Source organism: Bacillus cereus (genome assembly GCF_007678085.1).
GTDB classification, from domain to species: Bacteria; Bacillota; Bacilli; order Bacillales; family Bacillaceae_G; genus Bacillus_A; species Bacillus_A cereus_BE.
In genome coordinates this window covers 107705-123778 of record NZ_VEDW01000001.1, presented here as the reverse complement: position 1 = coordinate 123778, position 16074 = coordinate 107705, and the positions used below count along the sequence as shown (strand labels likewise).

The window sequence follows — 16074 nt, the reverse complement described above, 5'->3', positions numbered from 1 at the left end:
ATATAATATGTGAGTTTTCTCTTAAAAGTTTCTATAATAAAAAAAACAAACGACTTGCACGGTCATTTGTTTAATTCATATATACCTTTCGTTTCTTCTATCATTTTAGTTAATGAGAAATATCTCTCTGCTTTCTCTCGTGCTTTCAGTCTAATACCATTCACCTTTTCCTCATTTCCTTGTAGTTCCTCAAGCGCCCTTGCAAATTCTGATTCACAATATTCAGATAGCAAAACACCTGATTCTCCATCTATTACTGCTTCATTTATTCCGCCAACATCTATTGAAACAATCGGTGTTCCTGTAGCCATTGCTTCAATTACCACCATTGGAAACACTTCACGAAAAGATAATAAAAGTAGGGCATCCATGTTTCCTATAAACCTATGCGGCTCTGAAATATTCCCTAACATCTTTACACTTTGCTGCAATCCATACTTTTCTATTTCTTTCATAATAGATTCTTTCTCTGGTCCATCACCAGCAATATAAAACAAAAAGTCATCTCTTTTTTTCAACACATTTGCAATTTTTACAAATAATTGATGGTTTTTTTCCTTAGATAGTCTTGCTAATATCCCTATTTTATAAATAGATTCTGTCTTTTTCTTCTGGAATAAAAATTTTTCAATATCCACACCGTTATAAATTGTCTTTATTTTCTCTTCTGCTACATGCATTGAAATTAAATTATTTTTTTCAAACTCACTTACTGTAATAATATTATTCACATATTTATTTATAAAATAACGAAAAAGAGTTGGCATTTTCTTTTCTAATATTGTTACATTATGTTTCGTATACACAATTTTCATCTTTTTTTTAATAAACTTTTGAAGTAGAAAAGCATATAATACCATCCGCAAACTATTCGCATGGATAAGTTCTATCTTCCGTTTGCAAATTTCGTTTCGTAAGTAATAAATATTTCTCAAATGATTCCATCGACTAAGTAACATAAAATTTTCTTTTCTAGTAAGAGATTCATATAGTTCTCCATCACCTGCAGCTGTATAAACCTTAAAATCCTCATAACGCAAATTGCTTTCCAATTTACAGAAATAACTTTCGGCTCCTCCAGTTATCAATTTATCTGTCATCAACAGTATATTCATAATTGCGTCTTCCCAACTACATTGATTTTATTTTTTCTATAGGCATGATAAGCATACTTACTAAAATAGTAAAAGATTTGTACTACATTAAGTCGTTTTTGTTCCCTTAGTAAATTCCAATACCGAAAAGCCGCTCTAATTTTATTTCTTGAAACAGAATTTGCAACAATTCTATACTTCGCTAACACTTGCTGTATCCCTTTCGCTTCATGCCCTTCATGTAATAAGTTCAGCCATAATGCTGTATCTTCTGGCTGTACACTAGGCATTTCAATATGCGGAATTTTTTCACGATCAATCATTACTGTTAAACAACCAATAATTGTATTCCCAGCCAAACAATGATAGTCAACAAATTTTGGTACATTCACTTCTCGATTTAGTTCATTACCGTTTTCATCTATTAAACTATACGATGTATACGAAAAGGCCGCATTCATTTCTTCCATAAATGACAATTGCGTCTCCAATTTATTTTGTAGCCAAATATCGTCACTATCTAAAAAAGCAATATATCTTCCTCGCGCTTCTTTAATTGCTATATTCCGAGCTCTAGCAGCACCAACATTTTCTTTTAACGATATTAGTCTAATACGTGAGTCCCCTTCTATTATCTCTTTAATTTTTGCAAAAGATTGGTCAGTTGAAGCGTCATCAACGATAATCATTTCCCAATTTTCATAGGATTGATTCTGTACTGATAAAACCGTCTCTCCTATAAATTGTATACTATTATAAGAAGGTGTTATTACGGAAACATGAGGCGCCTTATTATGTGCTAATAGACATTTTACCATCTATCTTTCCCCTTCCTTCATATATTGAAATGTACTTCACAACAATTGCTAAAAATAAAAAGAACGCTTCGTTAATAATGAGTGACAATGACATCATCTGAAATAAAAATGCAATCATAGTTAATAAAAGATACGGTTTTTCGCGAAATAAAGTATACTGCGTTAACTTGAACATTAATATGATTAAAAACGCGCTATATAAAAGAAAACCAATTGTACCTGATTCAGACAAAATTTCTAAAAATGTATTGTGCACATATAATTTTTCATTAAATTGAAACTCATAATAATTCGAAAAGTTAAATGCACCGATTCCGATATATGGATTGGATACATAATATTTAAATGCAGCTTCCCATAATGTAAATCTACCACTTCCATTATCATGCGAAAAATCAGAAATTCTTTTATTCAATATATCATCTAATTGACCACCCATTACACTATTCGATAAACTAAAAATTACTACACTAAACAATAGTAAACTCATCATTATTTTTATTTTTTTTGCAAAACTAGATATACATACATATACAAAAACGACAAGCACAAGTGCTAATATACCTCCCCTTGAAAAAGTTAATAAACTCGTCGTAACACATAAAATCAATCCTATAATGTTCGGCATATTATGTAAATTTGTCATATAATACATTAAAAATATTGTATTATAAAAAATAAAAATGTTAGGATCATCCAGCAATCCAATTAATCTTGGATACCCTCTATCAACTAATAGTCCAGCAAAAATTTCTCTCTCTTCTCCACCATATAATCCAAAATACTGTAAACCGACTATATAAAGGATTAAACTTACAATATTAAATACTAATCCAACATAGACAATGGATGATTCAAGTGTTGTTATTTCAACATTTCCTACTAAATTTCTCATTATAAAATAACACCCTAAAACAAGTAGCACACCAAAAATCATACGAATACTAGCATTTAAATATATAGAAAGGATTCCACTCAAACAATAGATGAAATAAAAAAGTAAAAATACAACTTCATGAAAATATAGCTTTTGAATATGAAAGTTTTTAACTGTTAAACAAAAATATATGACTAAAAAAATCATATATATCTTCAGCGAAAATCCAATATATATGTTGTATTTACTTAACATGACAAATAATATTAAGAGCACAATCCATTTCATCGATATTTTCATATTATTTTCCATAGGCTATATCCCCTGTTTCGTAATATAATCCTTTTTGCGTGTTTTTCTTATAAACGAAAGAAGAAGTTTTTTTAGCTCATAATCATATAGGAATATACCAACTACTACGATTAATGTATTCAGAACGAGCGCAATGAAATGATATGTATGCAATATATATTGCACTCCAATAAAAGTTACGCCAAAATAAATTGTATAAGGTATGACAATTTGAAATACAATTTTCCCCTTCACTACACTTACTGCTATATACCCAACTAAAGCTACAATTTCAAATAAAACCATAGCATACGCTGCTCCTATTACTCCACCAATACTACTAAAACTATAAAGCATAATCCCACCTATTACTAATGCTATACATTGCACAGCCGTTCTTTTATTTTGACGTCCACTCGTTGTTAAGCCATCAGCTATAGCAATATTTAAACTTTGCAGCACAATGAGAAATGATAATATTTGGAGTGGCTCTACTGCATTTCTCCATTCCTCATGAAAAAATATTGAAATAAAGTATGGTGCTAAATGATATAAACCTATCGTCATACATATTCCCACAATCGCCATTGATTTTATTTGAAGTAAGTTTAATTTCGTATGCTCTTCTAAATTATTCTGATTATAATGCTTAAACAGTACTGGATAAAATGCACCTGCAATCACCCCTGGCACTTGATATAAAGCTGCTGGCATCCGATACGCCACTGCGAAAACACCTACCATACTTAATGGCAATGTATAGTTAAGTAAGATAGGTGCTAATTGTGGCGTACTCATTATTAAAAAACCACTAATAATAAACGGTGTCAATTGCCAAAATAACGATTTATGAATTACGACTTTCATATTCATACTCGTCTTTCTTTTCATTACATACATGCTGAATAAACCACCAATCGTATAACCAAATCCATATAAACGAGCAGTTATATAAACTGGTAACTCTCCGAAAATACAAAAACATGTAATGATAATGACAACTGCCGCTGATACAACTTTGATAAGCGCTATATACTTCATACGCTCCGTCAGCTGAAAGTAGGCAATCCCTATATTTTGCCAAGTTAATCCTATTAACATGAAAAACATTACGTTTATCATCATATAAATCAAATTTCTATCTGCATACATATAATGAATAGCAATATAGCCGATTATAGAAATAAAAATAAGTAGAATCATCCTTACTTTTATATACGACGATAAAATCGTCTCTAAGTCTACTCCATCTTTTGCCCCTTCTCGAAGAAACGTATTCGTAAGTCCTAAATCTGTAAAAAATAACATAACAAACGTCACTGCTATAGCAACACTAAACATCCCATAATTTTGTGCATTAAAAAAATTTGCTAAAGCAATTAAACTCACAGCCTGAAGAAGGTTAGCTAAAATCGTGCTATAAAATAGATGGATAATATTATTTAAAATAGATTTACCCATACCTGCTCTCCTTTGCAAGCAACCTACTTACATATATTTATCTTGCACCACTACCGTTCAATACGATTAAAACGGTTTTACATAAAATATGAATGTCCATCTTAATCGTTTTCATTTCAATATACTCCATGTCCCATTTCAACTTTTCTTTCGGATCAAGATTATATCCTCCATTTATTTGTGCCCATCCTGTTAACCCTGGCTTCACAATTAAACGATCCTTGAATTCTGGAATATACGCATCAAATTGTTTATAAAAATACTCTCTCTCTGGTCTAGGTCCAACAAAAGACATATCACCTTTTAAAATATTTAAAAGTTGCGGCAACTCATCAATTCTCGTTTTTCTTATAAATGATCCCACTTTAGTAATTCTTGAATCATTTTCATCTGCCCATTGTGGTCCGTTTATTTCAGCATCTTTTACCATCGACCTTAATTTTAGTACATTAAATTTCCTCCCATTAATCCCTAAACGTTCTTGAAAATAAATTGGAGCTCCTGCTGTTTCGAAAGCAATCATAATACAAAAGAACAACATAATTGGTAGCGTTAATAGTAACAATATGAGTGAAAATATAATATCAAACAAGCGCTTTATACTTCGATTCAAAATACTGGTCTTTTCTTGAGCCGGAATCGTATACAACTTGGCTTGATTTGTTTCACGAATCATAGATCGTTACCTCCACATTCAAGAATATAAAACTATACCTATTAATTCACATTCTTTCCTCTTTATATTTGCTATCACTTTTTGCACGGTACGTAAGGAATCTTTTCTCTTTTTGACTGCTAAAACCACTCCATCACATTTCCCTGCAATCATGTGCGTAGCAGGAAGCTCAAATACTTCAGAGGAATACAAGAAAATGTAATCAAAATCTTCTTTCCACTTCGCAATTACATAATCAAATTCATCCGTAGCAACTAAAGGCGTACCGGTGTGTACTGTTTTTTTGGCAGGAATACAATATAAGTATTTAGATAAATTACTAGAAAAATTTTCATAACTACAGGAGGAATTGCTTATTATATCATTCACTGTTTTCGTATGATTACTTTGTAATAGTAGATGTAGCTTAGGATCAGAAAAATTCACATCGATAAGTAACACTTTTTTTTTCATTTCTGCAAACACTAGCCCTATATTTACTATAAGCGAGGCAACAACACCTCTATCCTTCGTTGAAGTAACTGTGAACACTTGTTTCCCCGATTTTTTCAACTCGTGATACATCGTATAAAACTGCTCTTTCATTAAAGCATCATGCGGATCAAATGAAAGCTGTTTCTTTGTCTTAAACATCGACATGGTCACCTCGATATATAGATGATTGCGTATCAACTTCTGTAGATTTCTTTTTTCTTTTCGGTTTCATGTTTATGTAACCAATAACAGGGACTGTTGTTATTTTCTCTAAATCTTGTTCCACGTATATACGTTCATCAAAATAATCTCGAAATACAGCTAAACCTATCCCAACAAAAAAACTAACAATTAGAGAGATAGGAATGATAAGTTGAAATTTTGGAAACAACTTTTCAGCTTTTTCCTGTAACTCAGGGTCAGTTAATATTTTTATCCCCTGTACATTCGTATACTGTTGAAAGCTTTTTTGAGATTGTTCTGCCAGTGACTTTACAATTTCTTTGACAATTGTAGGATCCGAATCTTTTACTGTGACAGTAACGATTTGCGAGTTGTCCATATTCATCACTGAAATTTTTTGTGCTAATTCATAAGTTGATTGCTCTAATTTTAAATTTTTTTTAACCGTTGAAATAATGAGTGGGCTTTTTAAAATATCAACATACGAAGTTACGAGTTGCTTATTTTCTTGTGTTTTATTCACTGCATTCTCCTTATTAAACCCATCTAAATTCCCAACGAGAATTTGCGTTGAATATTGATACGAAGGCTTTAATACATACATAGAAATAAGAATTAAAGATACTGTTACACAACACATCGTTAAAATTATTGTTACTACCCTTCTTTTCAATAGCTGCTGAAAATCCTTCATGCTAATTTCTTGCTTCAATTATTTCACCGCCTTTGTTTGAACGACACCCTGCAACTCACTTTCTACAGATAGTCTTTTCTTTTCTAAATTCGATTGCTTTGTTATATACTTTCCGATCCTGAATGCAAATTTTTCTACAAACAAATAAGAAATTATTGCTAGTATAAACGAAAGAATGAGCGATAAAATTAAAACAATAGGTAACGGAAATATTTCATGAAGCATATACACTAGGGAAAATAAAGATATGATATGGTATAAATAAAGACTGTAAGAAATCTTCCCCAAATATAACAAGTATTTATTACGTAGCAAGGATGACAAAGTTGATACCGATAAGCTTAATATGACAAATAAACATGCACTTATCGCTACTACGTAGTCTCGAAATATAAAATTATTGAGCAAATTAATTTCCCCAATAAGCCCTTCATACATATAAAGTAAAACCGCCAATAAAAACCATGCAATTTTCTCATTTTTAATACAATTACTATAAAAAACTATTAAATTATTTTTATATTTCGCAACTAGTGCTCCTAGTAAAAACAGTACTGTGTAGTGCAGAGTTAATGCATAACTAGTTAATGTTAAACTTGAATGAAATAAAAATAAAATCAAGACAGAACATACACTAAAACTAAACAATGACAATAATGAATACCTCAACGTTTTTCGTAAACAAACCATCATAACTAACGGGAAAATTATTGATATTCGCATTTCATGAACAAGTGACCAAATTACGCCGTTATATGCATCTGTATTATATTTCCCAATCAATAAAACATGTTGCGCTATTAAGCTTAAAGAACTTTCGATCGTCCATGAGCGATTAAACCATTCACTTAAATTAGAAATACCATATTTACTCATTGTAGTCTGGCATAAAATAGCTATACTTATTGCTACGATATATGGAATATAGATTCTGGATATACGCTTTAAAAGGAATGTTCCATAACTATCGTAGTTTTTTTGAATGGATTTATACAAAACAAATCCACTCAAAACAAAAAAAATAATAACAGATTCGTTACCACTACTAAAAATTATACGAGCAGGCGTTTCTTTTAATAGATACATAACAAATGGTTTATTATCTTCATAACTGTAATTTTGAAATACTGAAAAAATCATTAAATGATGGCCAATCATTACTATCAATGAAGAAATTCCTCGTATAGAATCCAGTTCTTCATACCTATCCATCGTTTTACATCAACTCCTACTGAAATGATAATAATCATTTCAAAGCGACACCATTATTCATATTCCTCTCCTTTCTTTTCATTCCAATTTTTCATATTAAAATGATTTTATAGCGTAATTTTGAATGTATTGTAACATTTTTTGTAATATTATGAATAGTGAATCTTAAGAATTGGTATATACCAATTTCAACCTCGAAAAATGAATAATATTGATAGAAAAACACTATAAAAATATCTTGTATATTTACAAAAATTAAAGACAGAAATAGAGTTGTTTCCATATAAAATAAAAAAGATAGCCTTTATAGGCTATCTTTTTTATTTTATTTAATTATTGGCACCACTATATGCTACATGTCGTTTCTCAATTCGTTCCTCAATTTCTTTCATATTTTCTTTATTATTTAATAGTGATTGTTTATTTTCAATTAATAATTGTTTAAAAGATTTTCTCACTTTTTTTCTCATTTTCATTGTCCTCCTTGGGGGATGGTTTATATAAAAGATAAAGAATTATCTGGTTGTTCTTATAATAATTGATTGTTGTGAATTCCATTTGAACTTCATATGAAAATTCCGTTTATTTTCTGACAACTTTGTGAACACGAAAAAAGGGATCCCCCTAAAACAGTTTTGTAGTTGCTTCATTTCATTACATAAATCGCCATTTTCATCATCTTATATCAATTTAACTTGTCGAAATTTTTATATATTTTAAGCTAAGTTTCATATACTTTCACTTACTAACATTCTGTTTTCCAACATAAAAAAGAAGGTGTCACCTAGTCAAAGTTCGACTCATGTAACATCCTTCTTCCAAACTATTTATAGCATATTGATTAATATTTCAGGTCTTCCCCAATTCATTTCTTCACAAACGAATCTAAGTTTTTCTTCATCCATTGTGTGTAATCCTTCTTCTAGTGAACATGAAATTGGAACTTCGCAGTGAATTTGTGCCAATTGTAATGAAATATTTAAGTTATCTAAATCACTTTCAATCTTTGTACGCTGCGCTTTCGTTAATGTAGCTACATTTTCTAGTACAGTTGCTACTGTTCCATGCTCTTGAATAAGCTTATACGCTGTCTTTTCGCCAATACCTTTTACACCTGGATAGTTATCACTCGTATCTCCCATGAACGCTTTCGCATGCACGATTTGCCACGGTTCTACGCCTTTTTCTTCCATGATTTTCTCTGGTGTGTAATATTCGTAATTTCCAATTCCTTTGCGTAAGAGCATAACTGTAACGTTCTTATCAACAAGCTGAAGTAAATCCGTATCACCTGTTAATATATAAACTTCCGCTTCATTACAGTATTGTTTTGCAAGCGTGCCGATACAATCATCTGCTTCATACCCTTTCATACCGATAACTGGAATAGACAATTTTGCAGTCATTTCTTGTACTAAATCAAATTGTGGAATTAATTCTTCAGGCGGCGCTGCACGATTCGCTTTATAATTTGAGAACGATTCTGTTCTAAATGTCGTACTTCCCATATCCCAACATGTTACGATGTGTGTCGGTTCAATTGCTTGCATAGCTGTTAATAAATGTTTCATATAACCATGAATCCCGTTTGTAGGGGTACCATCTTGTCGTTTCATAAATTGTCCGTAGACACTTGTTGCATAAAAAGCACGAAATAATAGTGCCATACCATCAACTAATAATACTTTTTTCATAATTCCTCTCCTACCAAAAAAAATAATAACCCCACGTCATCACGTAAGGTTATATAAATAGATTACCATTCTACGTTTTTTCAACTTTGTCTATTATACATTGTTTTTGTATATTTAGCATCATTTACACATTAAGACGTTCTACTACAACAAGTATGAAGAATTCCTGTATACGTATTTTTCCCAGTTGAAACAACTACAGCCTTTGCATTTCCACCAACAATATACGTACCTTTGAAACATACGTTTTCAAGTTCAAATGGATTATAGTCTTTCATTCGTTTTAAAGGAATAAATCGTTTACGCTCAAGGTGATAGCAACTTTCAAATTTCTCAATACTTGCATCTTTTCCTGTTAACACAGATTCATTTACTAATAAATCATTCGCGTAAATGATACGTACATCTGCTGGTACTGTATCACCTTCTGAAAGAAAAATCATATCACCAGGAACAAGTTCTTGTACTGGCAAATTCATCATTTTCAATTCACCGTTTAATCCTGTTACACTAGAACATTCTACTCGAGACACAGTAATTTTCTCACATTGTAATCCATCACGCACATTTTGTTTTGAAAAACCTGGAATCATTCCACTTAGCTTCATCATTACTTCCGCAATGCGCGCTCTTTTTGAAGTTAATTCATTTCGGCCGTATACTTGAATACGTTTTTGTGCCTCTTTCATAGATAATCCGTCTCTTGTTGTTTTAAAATACGCAAATACAGATTTTACATCTCTCGTTGCGATTTCAATTAATAAATCTTTATTTTTTTGAAGCATTGTTTGTTCTTTCATTGATTTTTTACTTAATTTATATGACGTGTTACCCACAGTTTTGTTTGCATATAACATATTATCGTCTCCTCCTGTACAACATAGGAAGAAACGCTTTGTTTCTCAATTTATCCACTTTATCATAAAAGTGTCTAGCGCTTAAATATGTAAATAAACGCTACATAATGATAAATATAGAGGGAGGAACAAGTCGTTTCCTGCCTACATCATATATTTTTGAATTGAAGTATATGGGTAACGGAACCGAGTCAGAATTTGACATGCTCCTCACCTCCTCATTTAATTTTATAGTTTATACTATGAAATTACTCATAGCTTTGTAACAAAAAGACCCTTACTCCGAAAAGAGTAAAGGCCATGACATACACAAATAAACGATTCCTAATACAATTAGAAATCTACGGACCTCTCCCTCGCCGAGTTTTAGCACTGTATAGCATAGGTACATTACCAGCTACGTTAAGAAAAACCTTAATTCGATCATTCCTGTTGACCCATTGGCGTCTCTCGACATTTTTGGGCAGTAGCATTTCTCTATACAGGAGCCTCACCTAACAGAGACTTATTTTTATTACATAGAAAATGTTACTCTTATTTAAAATAGATGTCAACAGTAGCCTACAATTTTTTCGAAAGGTATAACAAACGAACGTCTATAAAATAAAAAACTTTACGTCTAGACGTAAAGTTTTTAATAAGTTATACAACCAGCAATTACAATCCCAATGGAAAGCGATAAAAACATAAGAAATAGACCAACTGCTTGATTATCTTCCTCGAGACTTTTGTTTATATTAAAGCGTGGTGTAAGCCACTCAGCTAAATAAAAGACGATAATTTGAGCCAAAATTCCAACTGCTCCCCACGAAACCATATCAAGAAGTGAAATGGAATTAGCTGCTGTCGAATATAAAACAATAGCTAACCCAAGCAATCGCCCTCCAAGCACATAGCTTACCGCCTTATTTCCTTGAGCCATTAACTTAAATTCTTTTACTTTCGTTGTCACTTCCATTAGGAAAAGACCAATGCATAAAAGACCCAGTGTTACTGCTAAATATAATAAAAAATTAATCATATACTTTCCTCCTTTTTATCCCTACCGGTAAATAGTACGATTCATTCCCCGTAATTTTTTCCCCGGCGCGAATACCGATACTGCTCGCTTTTCCAGCAATTAAAAACGAACCAAACACATACGACAGTTTTTCCATCCCTTTCTCTGTTTCCAAGGATACGACTGGAAGTTCTGTATACTTTTGAAATATCGGTAGTGACGCTTTATACGTTTGGTGTACATTTTGAATCATAATATTTTCGTCCTTATCGCGAACGGTAATTGTGTCCCCTTCTCTACCAAATGAAGGTTTTTGAACGAAAGAACTTTTTCCTAAAAATAAATCTGGTTCTAAATATGTAGGTAACATATATTCTTTAATCCACTGTTGTTCCTCATTTGTATAAAAAGTATCTTCTTCTGCTAGCCCCCAAATTAGACACTGAATTGATTTTGGCTGAAGTAAAAATGCCGATATAGGATTAACAATAAAAAGCTTCCCTTCTTTTACAAGTTGCAACAGTTCCACACCTACCAAATCTCCTGTTTCAGGATCTTGGTCCTCAATTAAATCTTCTATCGGATATGTTTGACGATATAAAACATCAATCGGTACTCCATCGCTATCCACTAAAGCATCTTTTGTAATTCTAAGTTCTGACATTGGCACTGCTTTATTTTCAACATGGCATAACTGGCTCAAATACATAGTCGTATTCCAATCCTCAATATGTTCATGATGTGCTGTAAAAACAACATTTGGGTTATCTATTCCCTTTATTGCTTCCATAACAGCTTTTGTAACACCAGAAGATAGTAACCGTTCTTGCCCCAAGTTCGGATCATCATAGCCTAGTTTTTCACAAACTTTTCCATTCATTTGAAAGCATTCCATAATAAAAGTTGGTGTATCACTATTAAACTCAAGCATTTTAATTCGGTTATCACCTGATAGAACGAAATCAAAACGCGAAATAACAGATTCAGGATATAATCCTTTCATTCTAATGAACGATAGGCTCCCAGGAGGAAACCCAAGTTCAAGAAGCTGTTCGTCACTTAAATTACGCAAAAGTCTAGCAGTCTTGAAAAATATTTTCCCCATTCGTTCAGTTGCTAATTGCAATTGTTTCATATTTTCATTTGTTATTGAGAAAACATGAAACAAACTATACTCACTTTCATATAAATCCGACCAAAAATTCGGATATTTCGAATAAAACTTTTTTCGATCCCTTATGTATTGCGACATATGTTAGCCCCCAAATCCTCCCTTTGAACCGCTACCAATTCCACCTTTAAATTCCGCAGACGATTGATACGATTTAAACGCCGATGAATTTTTAAAAGCTGATTTATTTTGATAGTATCGCCCACCATAGAAATAATGCCCACGATAACCTGAACTACTATCATCACACTGCCATACCCCAAGTTCATCATCCCAATCCCAATCTGAACAACTATTATCATTCGGTTTTGAGGGAAGATCTTGTGCGCAGCCAAATAACGTGCCAGTCATTAAAGACGTTACGACACCACCTACTAGCCATTTCGTTTTTGTCATCTTCGCACTCCCCTTTTTAAATTCTATTCCTATTATATAGGATTACATGATAAAGTAGAAGAAAAAGGAAGAAGAGGGATAAAATGCGCTTAGAATATCGACTTAATGATGAAACGAAAGGGTATCCTGCTTTATGGAACTACGCAAATATTTCTAATTCTGAAATTATCGCACGCATGACTTGTGAATATTTTATAAAGGATAAAAATACATATGTTGTTACTGCAACTTCAGTAGATCCAGACGGCACAGCAGTTATATATATTCAACAAGAAACTTTTTCTAACGACCCTTCAGATCCTACTTACTTCCACATCGGTTTTGAAATTAGAGAGCTAAAGGATACGAGTTCAAACTTGATTGAAAGTAAAGATGTATGGAACTATGAAGAAATTTTACCGTCTCTTCATTCAGATATTATATATATTCAGCGCGACGGCATGCATATGGAGTTCACTTTAGATTCAAGAGAGATTGATGAAGATAGAAAATGCTATATTTATTATGGAAACTTCACAGGTGAATCGAGATAAAGTGAAACTTTAATCAGTGGGGGTTTTCTTCATCCCCCACTGATTATCAGCCCTCACCAATCGGACTTTTATGGGCAGTTGATCCCCCACCTAACTTCTTTGCTTTCGCTGAATTTTGAGGTGGGGGGTCTTACTGCCCATTAAAGCGGGATAACATGGATATATTTATGCAACAAAAAAACCTTACGTATAAAACGTAAGGTTTTTATTTAGCCCCACATATGCCGTTCTCTCTAGATGTCCATAAACCTGCTCTCACAGGTGGATGCTCTCACAAATGTTTGTAACTTCCTTCTTAAAAAGATGGCATGTTAGCTACATTTAAATATTGAACTTCCATATTAAACTTATTGGTTTAAGACATGCATAAGCTACGTACACCGTAGGAATTTTATATAATGTTAGTTGAAATAAGACCCCCGCACGTGCCGCTCCTCGTAAATGTCCAAAAACCCGCTACTCGCAGGTGGATGCCCTCACAGTTACCGTACATCTTCCTCCACAAGGAAGGCTTGATGATGGTCGCTAAATATTGAGCTTCCGTATAACTAACATCGGTTTTAGACATAAATAAGTTACGTACACCGCAGGATGTATTATTTACTTGTCGTTATATTATCACATTGTTTCCAATGTGTAAAATACAAAGTTTTTCGAGCAATTTCTTGCTTGTGACCTTATTTTAATACAAATTATTTTTGCATGCAAGTGATTAATCTTCTTCTTTTGCAATTTGATTTTCTGGATAAGAAATCCAATCACTCCAGCTACCTGCATACAATTTTACATTTTTGAATCCAGCTAATTTCAATGCAAAAATATTTGGACAGGCTGTAACGCCAGAACCACAATATACAATTATTTCCTTATCTTTCGAAAGATTTTGGAATCGTTCTTGTTGCTGAGCTTCATTCTTAAATTGTCCTGATTGCAGCATTCCATCCTTCCAAAAATAGTTTACTGCTGTTGGAATATGTCCTGCTTTTGGATCAACAAGTTCCTCTACACCAGCATAACGTTTTGGCTCTCTAGAATCAATTAACGTAACATTTGCCCCTGCATGAATATTCTCTTTGACCGTTTCCATCGTTACAAGCATATGATCTTGTACACTTGCTTTGAATGCTTTTCGTTTAGCAACAGGAATTTCCGTTGTTATCGGTAGTCCATTCTCTTTCCAAGCTGGAAATCCGCCATCTAATATATATACTTTCTCATGTCCTACATAGTTTAATAACCACCAGAGACGAGAAGCATTTGCACCCGCTTCACTGTCATATGCAATTACTGTCGTATGTTCATCAATACCAGCTTGCGAAAGCTTGTCTGCAAACTCCTCAATATTTGGCAACGGATGGCGACCACCATGTTCTGTTACAGGACTTGATAAATCTAAATTCAAATCAAAATATAACGCACGAAGAATATGTTCTTCTTCATATTTTTCTCTACCCCAATTAGGATTCGCTAAATCAAAACGACAATCGATTATACGGACGTTCTCATCTTCTATATGCTCACGTAACCATTCGACTGTAACTATCATCTTTAACGACCTTCTTTCTCTTGCAAACGACTTACATACTCCATAACCATTTCTTCTGTAACATATTTACGCTGCAAGGTAACACCATTTTTTGCAAGATCATTAATTTGCTTTGTTACAACATTAATGACATCAACCGAAAATTCTTTCCCATTTGACGCAAGAGATACGGCTGCTTCAATAGCTGCTTCACGCTGCGCATCTAATTGTAAACATGCTTTTACACTTTCATTTTGTTTACGAGAATGTGCTGTAATTGCTTTATGTACTTCCATCTTCTCTTCCCCCTAAATAAGTTATACGTTCTGATTCAATTCCATTGCAAGCCGAATCATATCACGGCATACAATCCCATTTTCAATAATCTCTTCTTCATAATGCTTCGAAAAGTAATCAAAATCAATAGAAAAAATACGAAACCCACATTTTTGATATAAAGCAAGTTGTGAAACACTAGAATTGCCTGTACCAACTTCAAGTTTTGACATACCATATCCTTTAGCAGTTTCTACAGCATGACTTAATAGCTTCTTTCCAATCCCTTTTCCTTGCATATCCTCTACAACCGCAATATTCATAATTTCCATCGTTTTCGGCCTTGTTTCCAAAAGAACATATACACCGATAGCTCTCTCCTCTTGCTTAGCTACATATGTTAACCCTCTTTGTATATATGCATCAATTTGCCTCTCGCTTGGATCAGCAAGCAATAATAAAGGTTTCGGTATAGCTTCTTCTTTCGAAATATACTCTATTACTACACCCATAAAAAATTCCCCTTTCTCTATTGTTCTAAACCCTCCTTGTCTACCATAAGTAATAGAAAGGAGGGATTCACCATGGACAACAATGAGAAAAAATGCAACGTCATCTCTATTGATGGAAAGAAGAAGAAAAGCGACACGTATTCCTATCCAAAATTAGTAGTAGAAAACAAAACATATGAATTTTCTTCATTCGTCTTATGCGGTGAAACACCAGACGGCAGACGCCTTGTTCTTACTCATATGATTTCTACCGATGAATTTGCTGGGTTTGTCAAATCTTTAGATACAGTACTGCAAAAGAAAATTGAGCGGATCTTTTTCTCATAACGA

19 protein-coding genes, 2 other RNA genes and 1 riboswitch are annotated in these 16074 nt (G+C 32.9%); of the genes, 2 read left to right on the top strand and 19 right to left on the bottom strand.

Features of this window, described 5'->3' with window-relative positions; translation table 11 throughout:
- Positions 1-62 precede the first annotated feature (62 nt).
- The 14 genes from FS742_RS00670 to FS742_RS00605 all read right to left on the bottom strand — a co-directional run bounded on the left by FS742_RS00670 (position 63) and on the right by FS742_RS00605 (position 12898).
- Positions 63-1115: a glycosyltransferase family 4 protein gene (locus FS742_RS00670; protein ID WP_144610678.1), complete on the bottom strand. Its 1053-nt coding sequence runs from the start codon at positions 1113-1115 to the stop codon at positions 63-65.
- Complete coding sequence (locus tag FS742_RS00665; protein ID WP_144610676.1) at positions 1112-1912, bottom strand: glycosyltransferase family 2 protein; 801 nt, start codon at positions 1910-1912, stop codon at positions 1112-1114. Before FS742_RS00665 ends, FS742_RS00670 begins: the two co-directional genes overlap by 4 nt.
- Complete coding sequence (locus FS742_RS00660) at positions 1887-3101, bottom strand: O-antigen ligase family protein (protein WP_144610674.1); 1215 nt, start codon at positions 3099-3101, stop codon at positions 1887-1889. The genes FS742_RS00665 and FS742_RS00660 overlap by 26 nt, the downstream gene beginning before the upstream one ends.
- 3 nt (positions 3102-3104) lie before the next feature.
- Positions 3105-4541 carry an oligosaccharide flippase family protein gene (locus tag FS742_RS00655; RefSeq protein ID WP_144610672.1) on the bottom strand — a complete coding sequence of 479 codons (1437 nt, stop codon included), beginning with the start codon at positions 4539-4541 and terminating at the stop codon, positions 3105-3107.
- Between the two features lie 37 nt (positions 4542-4578).
- The gene (locus FS742_RS00650; RefSeq protein WP_144610670.1) at positions 4579-5217 is read right to left on the bottom strand and encodes a sugar transferase; all 639 of its coding nucleotides are present in this window, start codon (positions 5215-5217) and stop codon (positions 4579-4581) included.
- Between the two features lie 18 nt (positions 5218-5235).
- On the bottom strand, positions 5236-5856 hold the full coding sequence (locus tag FS742_RS00645; RefSeq protein WP_144610668.1) for a CpsD/CapB family tyrosine-protein kinase: 621 nt from the start codon (positions 5854-5856) through the stop codon (positions 5236-5238).
- Positions 5843-6586 carry a YveK family protein gene (locus tag FS742_RS00640; protein ID WP_144610666.1) on the bottom strand — a complete coding sequence of 248 codons (744 nt, stop codon included), beginning with the start codon at positions 6584-6586 and terminating at the stop codon, positions 5843-5845. Before FS742_RS00640 ends, FS742_RS00645 begins: the two co-directional genes overlap by 14 nt.
- The gene (locus tag FS742_RS00635; protein ID WP_144610664.1) at positions 6587-7780 is read right to left on the bottom strand and encodes an acyltransferase family protein; all 1194 of its coding nucleotides are present in this window, start codon (positions 7778-7780) and stop codon (positions 6587-6589) included.
- 329 nt (positions 7781-8109) lie between these two features.
- Positions 8110-8250: an FbpB family small basic protein gene (locus FS742_RS00630; protein ID WP_046955196.1), complete on the bottom strand. Its 141-nt coding sequence runs from the start codon at positions 8248-8250 to the stop codon at positions 8110-8112.
- Between the two features lie 357 nt (positions 8251-8607).
- A complete protein-coding gene (locus FS742_RS00625; RefSeq protein ID WP_144610662.1) occupies positions 8608-9474 on the bottom strand; it encodes a 5'-3' exonuclease in 867 nt (288 codons plus the stop codon).
- A 131-nt stretch (positions 9475-9605) separates the two neighbouring features.
- Positions 9606-10331 carry a P-type ATPase actuator domain-containing protein gene (locus FS742_RS00620; protein ID WP_144610660.1) on the bottom strand — a complete coding sequence of 242 codons (726 nt, stop codon included), beginning with the start codon at positions 10329-10331 and terminating at the stop codon, positions 9606-9608.
- 343 nt (positions 10332-10674) lie between these two features.
- A riboswitch (M-box (ykoK) riboswitch) is annotated at positions 10675-10840 on the bottom strand.
- Positions 10841-10965: 125 nt separating this feature from the next.
- Positions 10966-11352, bottom strand: coding sequence for a DUF350 domain-containing protein (locus FS742_RS00615; protein WP_000606860.1), 387 nt, complete (start codon positions 11350-11352; stop codon positions 10966-10968).
- On the bottom strand, positions 11345-12583 hold the full coding sequence (locus FS742_RS00610; RefSeq protein WP_144610658.1) for a glutathionylspermidine synthase family protein: 1239 nt from the start codon (positions 12581-12583) through the stop codon (positions 11345-11347). Before FS742_RS00610 ends, FS742_RS00615 begins: the two co-directional genes overlap by 8 nt.
- A 3-nt stretch (positions 12584-12586) precedes the next feature.
- Positions 12587-12898 carry a hypothetical protein gene (locus tag FS742_RS00605; RefSeq protein WP_073517808.1) on the bottom strand — a complete coding sequence of 104 codons (312 nt, stop codon included), beginning with the start codon at positions 12896-12898 and terminating at the stop codon, positions 12587-12589.
- Between the two features lie 83 nt (positions 12899-12981).
- Here FS742_RS00605 and FS742_RS00600 point away from each other — a divergent pair, with 83 nt between their 5' ends.
- Positions 12982-13431, top strand: a complete 450-nt coding sequence (locus FS742_RS00600) for a hypothetical protein (RefSeq protein WP_001235514.1) — start codon at positions 12982-12984, stop codon at positions 13429-13431.
- 208 nt (positions 13432-13639) lie between these two features.
- Here FS742_RS00600 and ssrS (FS742_RS00595) read toward each other — a convergent pair.
- The 5 genes from ssrS (FS742_RS00595) to FS742_RS00575 all read right to left on the bottom strand — a co-directional run bounded on the left by ssrS (FS742_RS00595) (position 13640) and on the right by FS742_RS00575 (position 15744).
- Positions 13640-13823, bottom strand: a non-coding RNA gene (gene ssrS, locus FS742_RS00595) — 6S RNA.
- Between the two features lie 21 nt (positions 13824-13844).
- Positions 13845-14027, bottom strand: a non-coding RNA gene (ssrS, locus tag FS742_RS00590) — 6S RNA.
- Positions 14028-14143: 116 nt separating this feature from the next.
- Positions 14144-14977 carry a sulfurtransferase gene (locus FS742_RS00585; protein ID WP_144610656.1) on the bottom strand — a complete coding sequence of 278 codons (834 nt, stop codon included), beginning with the start codon at positions 14975-14977 and terminating at the stop codon, positions 14144-14146.
- A 2-nt stretch (positions 14978-14979) separates the two neighbouring features.
- The gene (locus FS742_RS00580; protein WP_000451820.1) at positions 14980-15252 is read right to left on the bottom strand and encodes a YpbS family protein; all 273 of its coding nucleotides are present in this window, start codon (positions 15250-15252) and stop codon (positions 14980-14982) included.
- 21 nt (positions 15253-15273) lie between these two features.
- Positions 15274-15744, bottom strand: coding sequence for a GNAT family N-acetyltransferase (locus FS742_RS00575; RefSeq protein ID WP_144610654.1), 471 nt, complete (start codon positions 15742-15744; stop codon positions 15274-15276).
- A gap of 72 nt (positions 15745-15816) precedes the next feature.
- On the opposite strand from FS742_RS00575, the gene FS742_RS00570 reads away from it, so the two are divergent.
- Entirely contained in the window at positions 15817-16071 is a 255-nt protein-coding gene (locus FS742_RS00570) for a DUF3931 domain-containing protein (protein WP_000369740.1), read from the top strand.
- Positions 16072-16074: the final 3 nt, after the last annotated feature.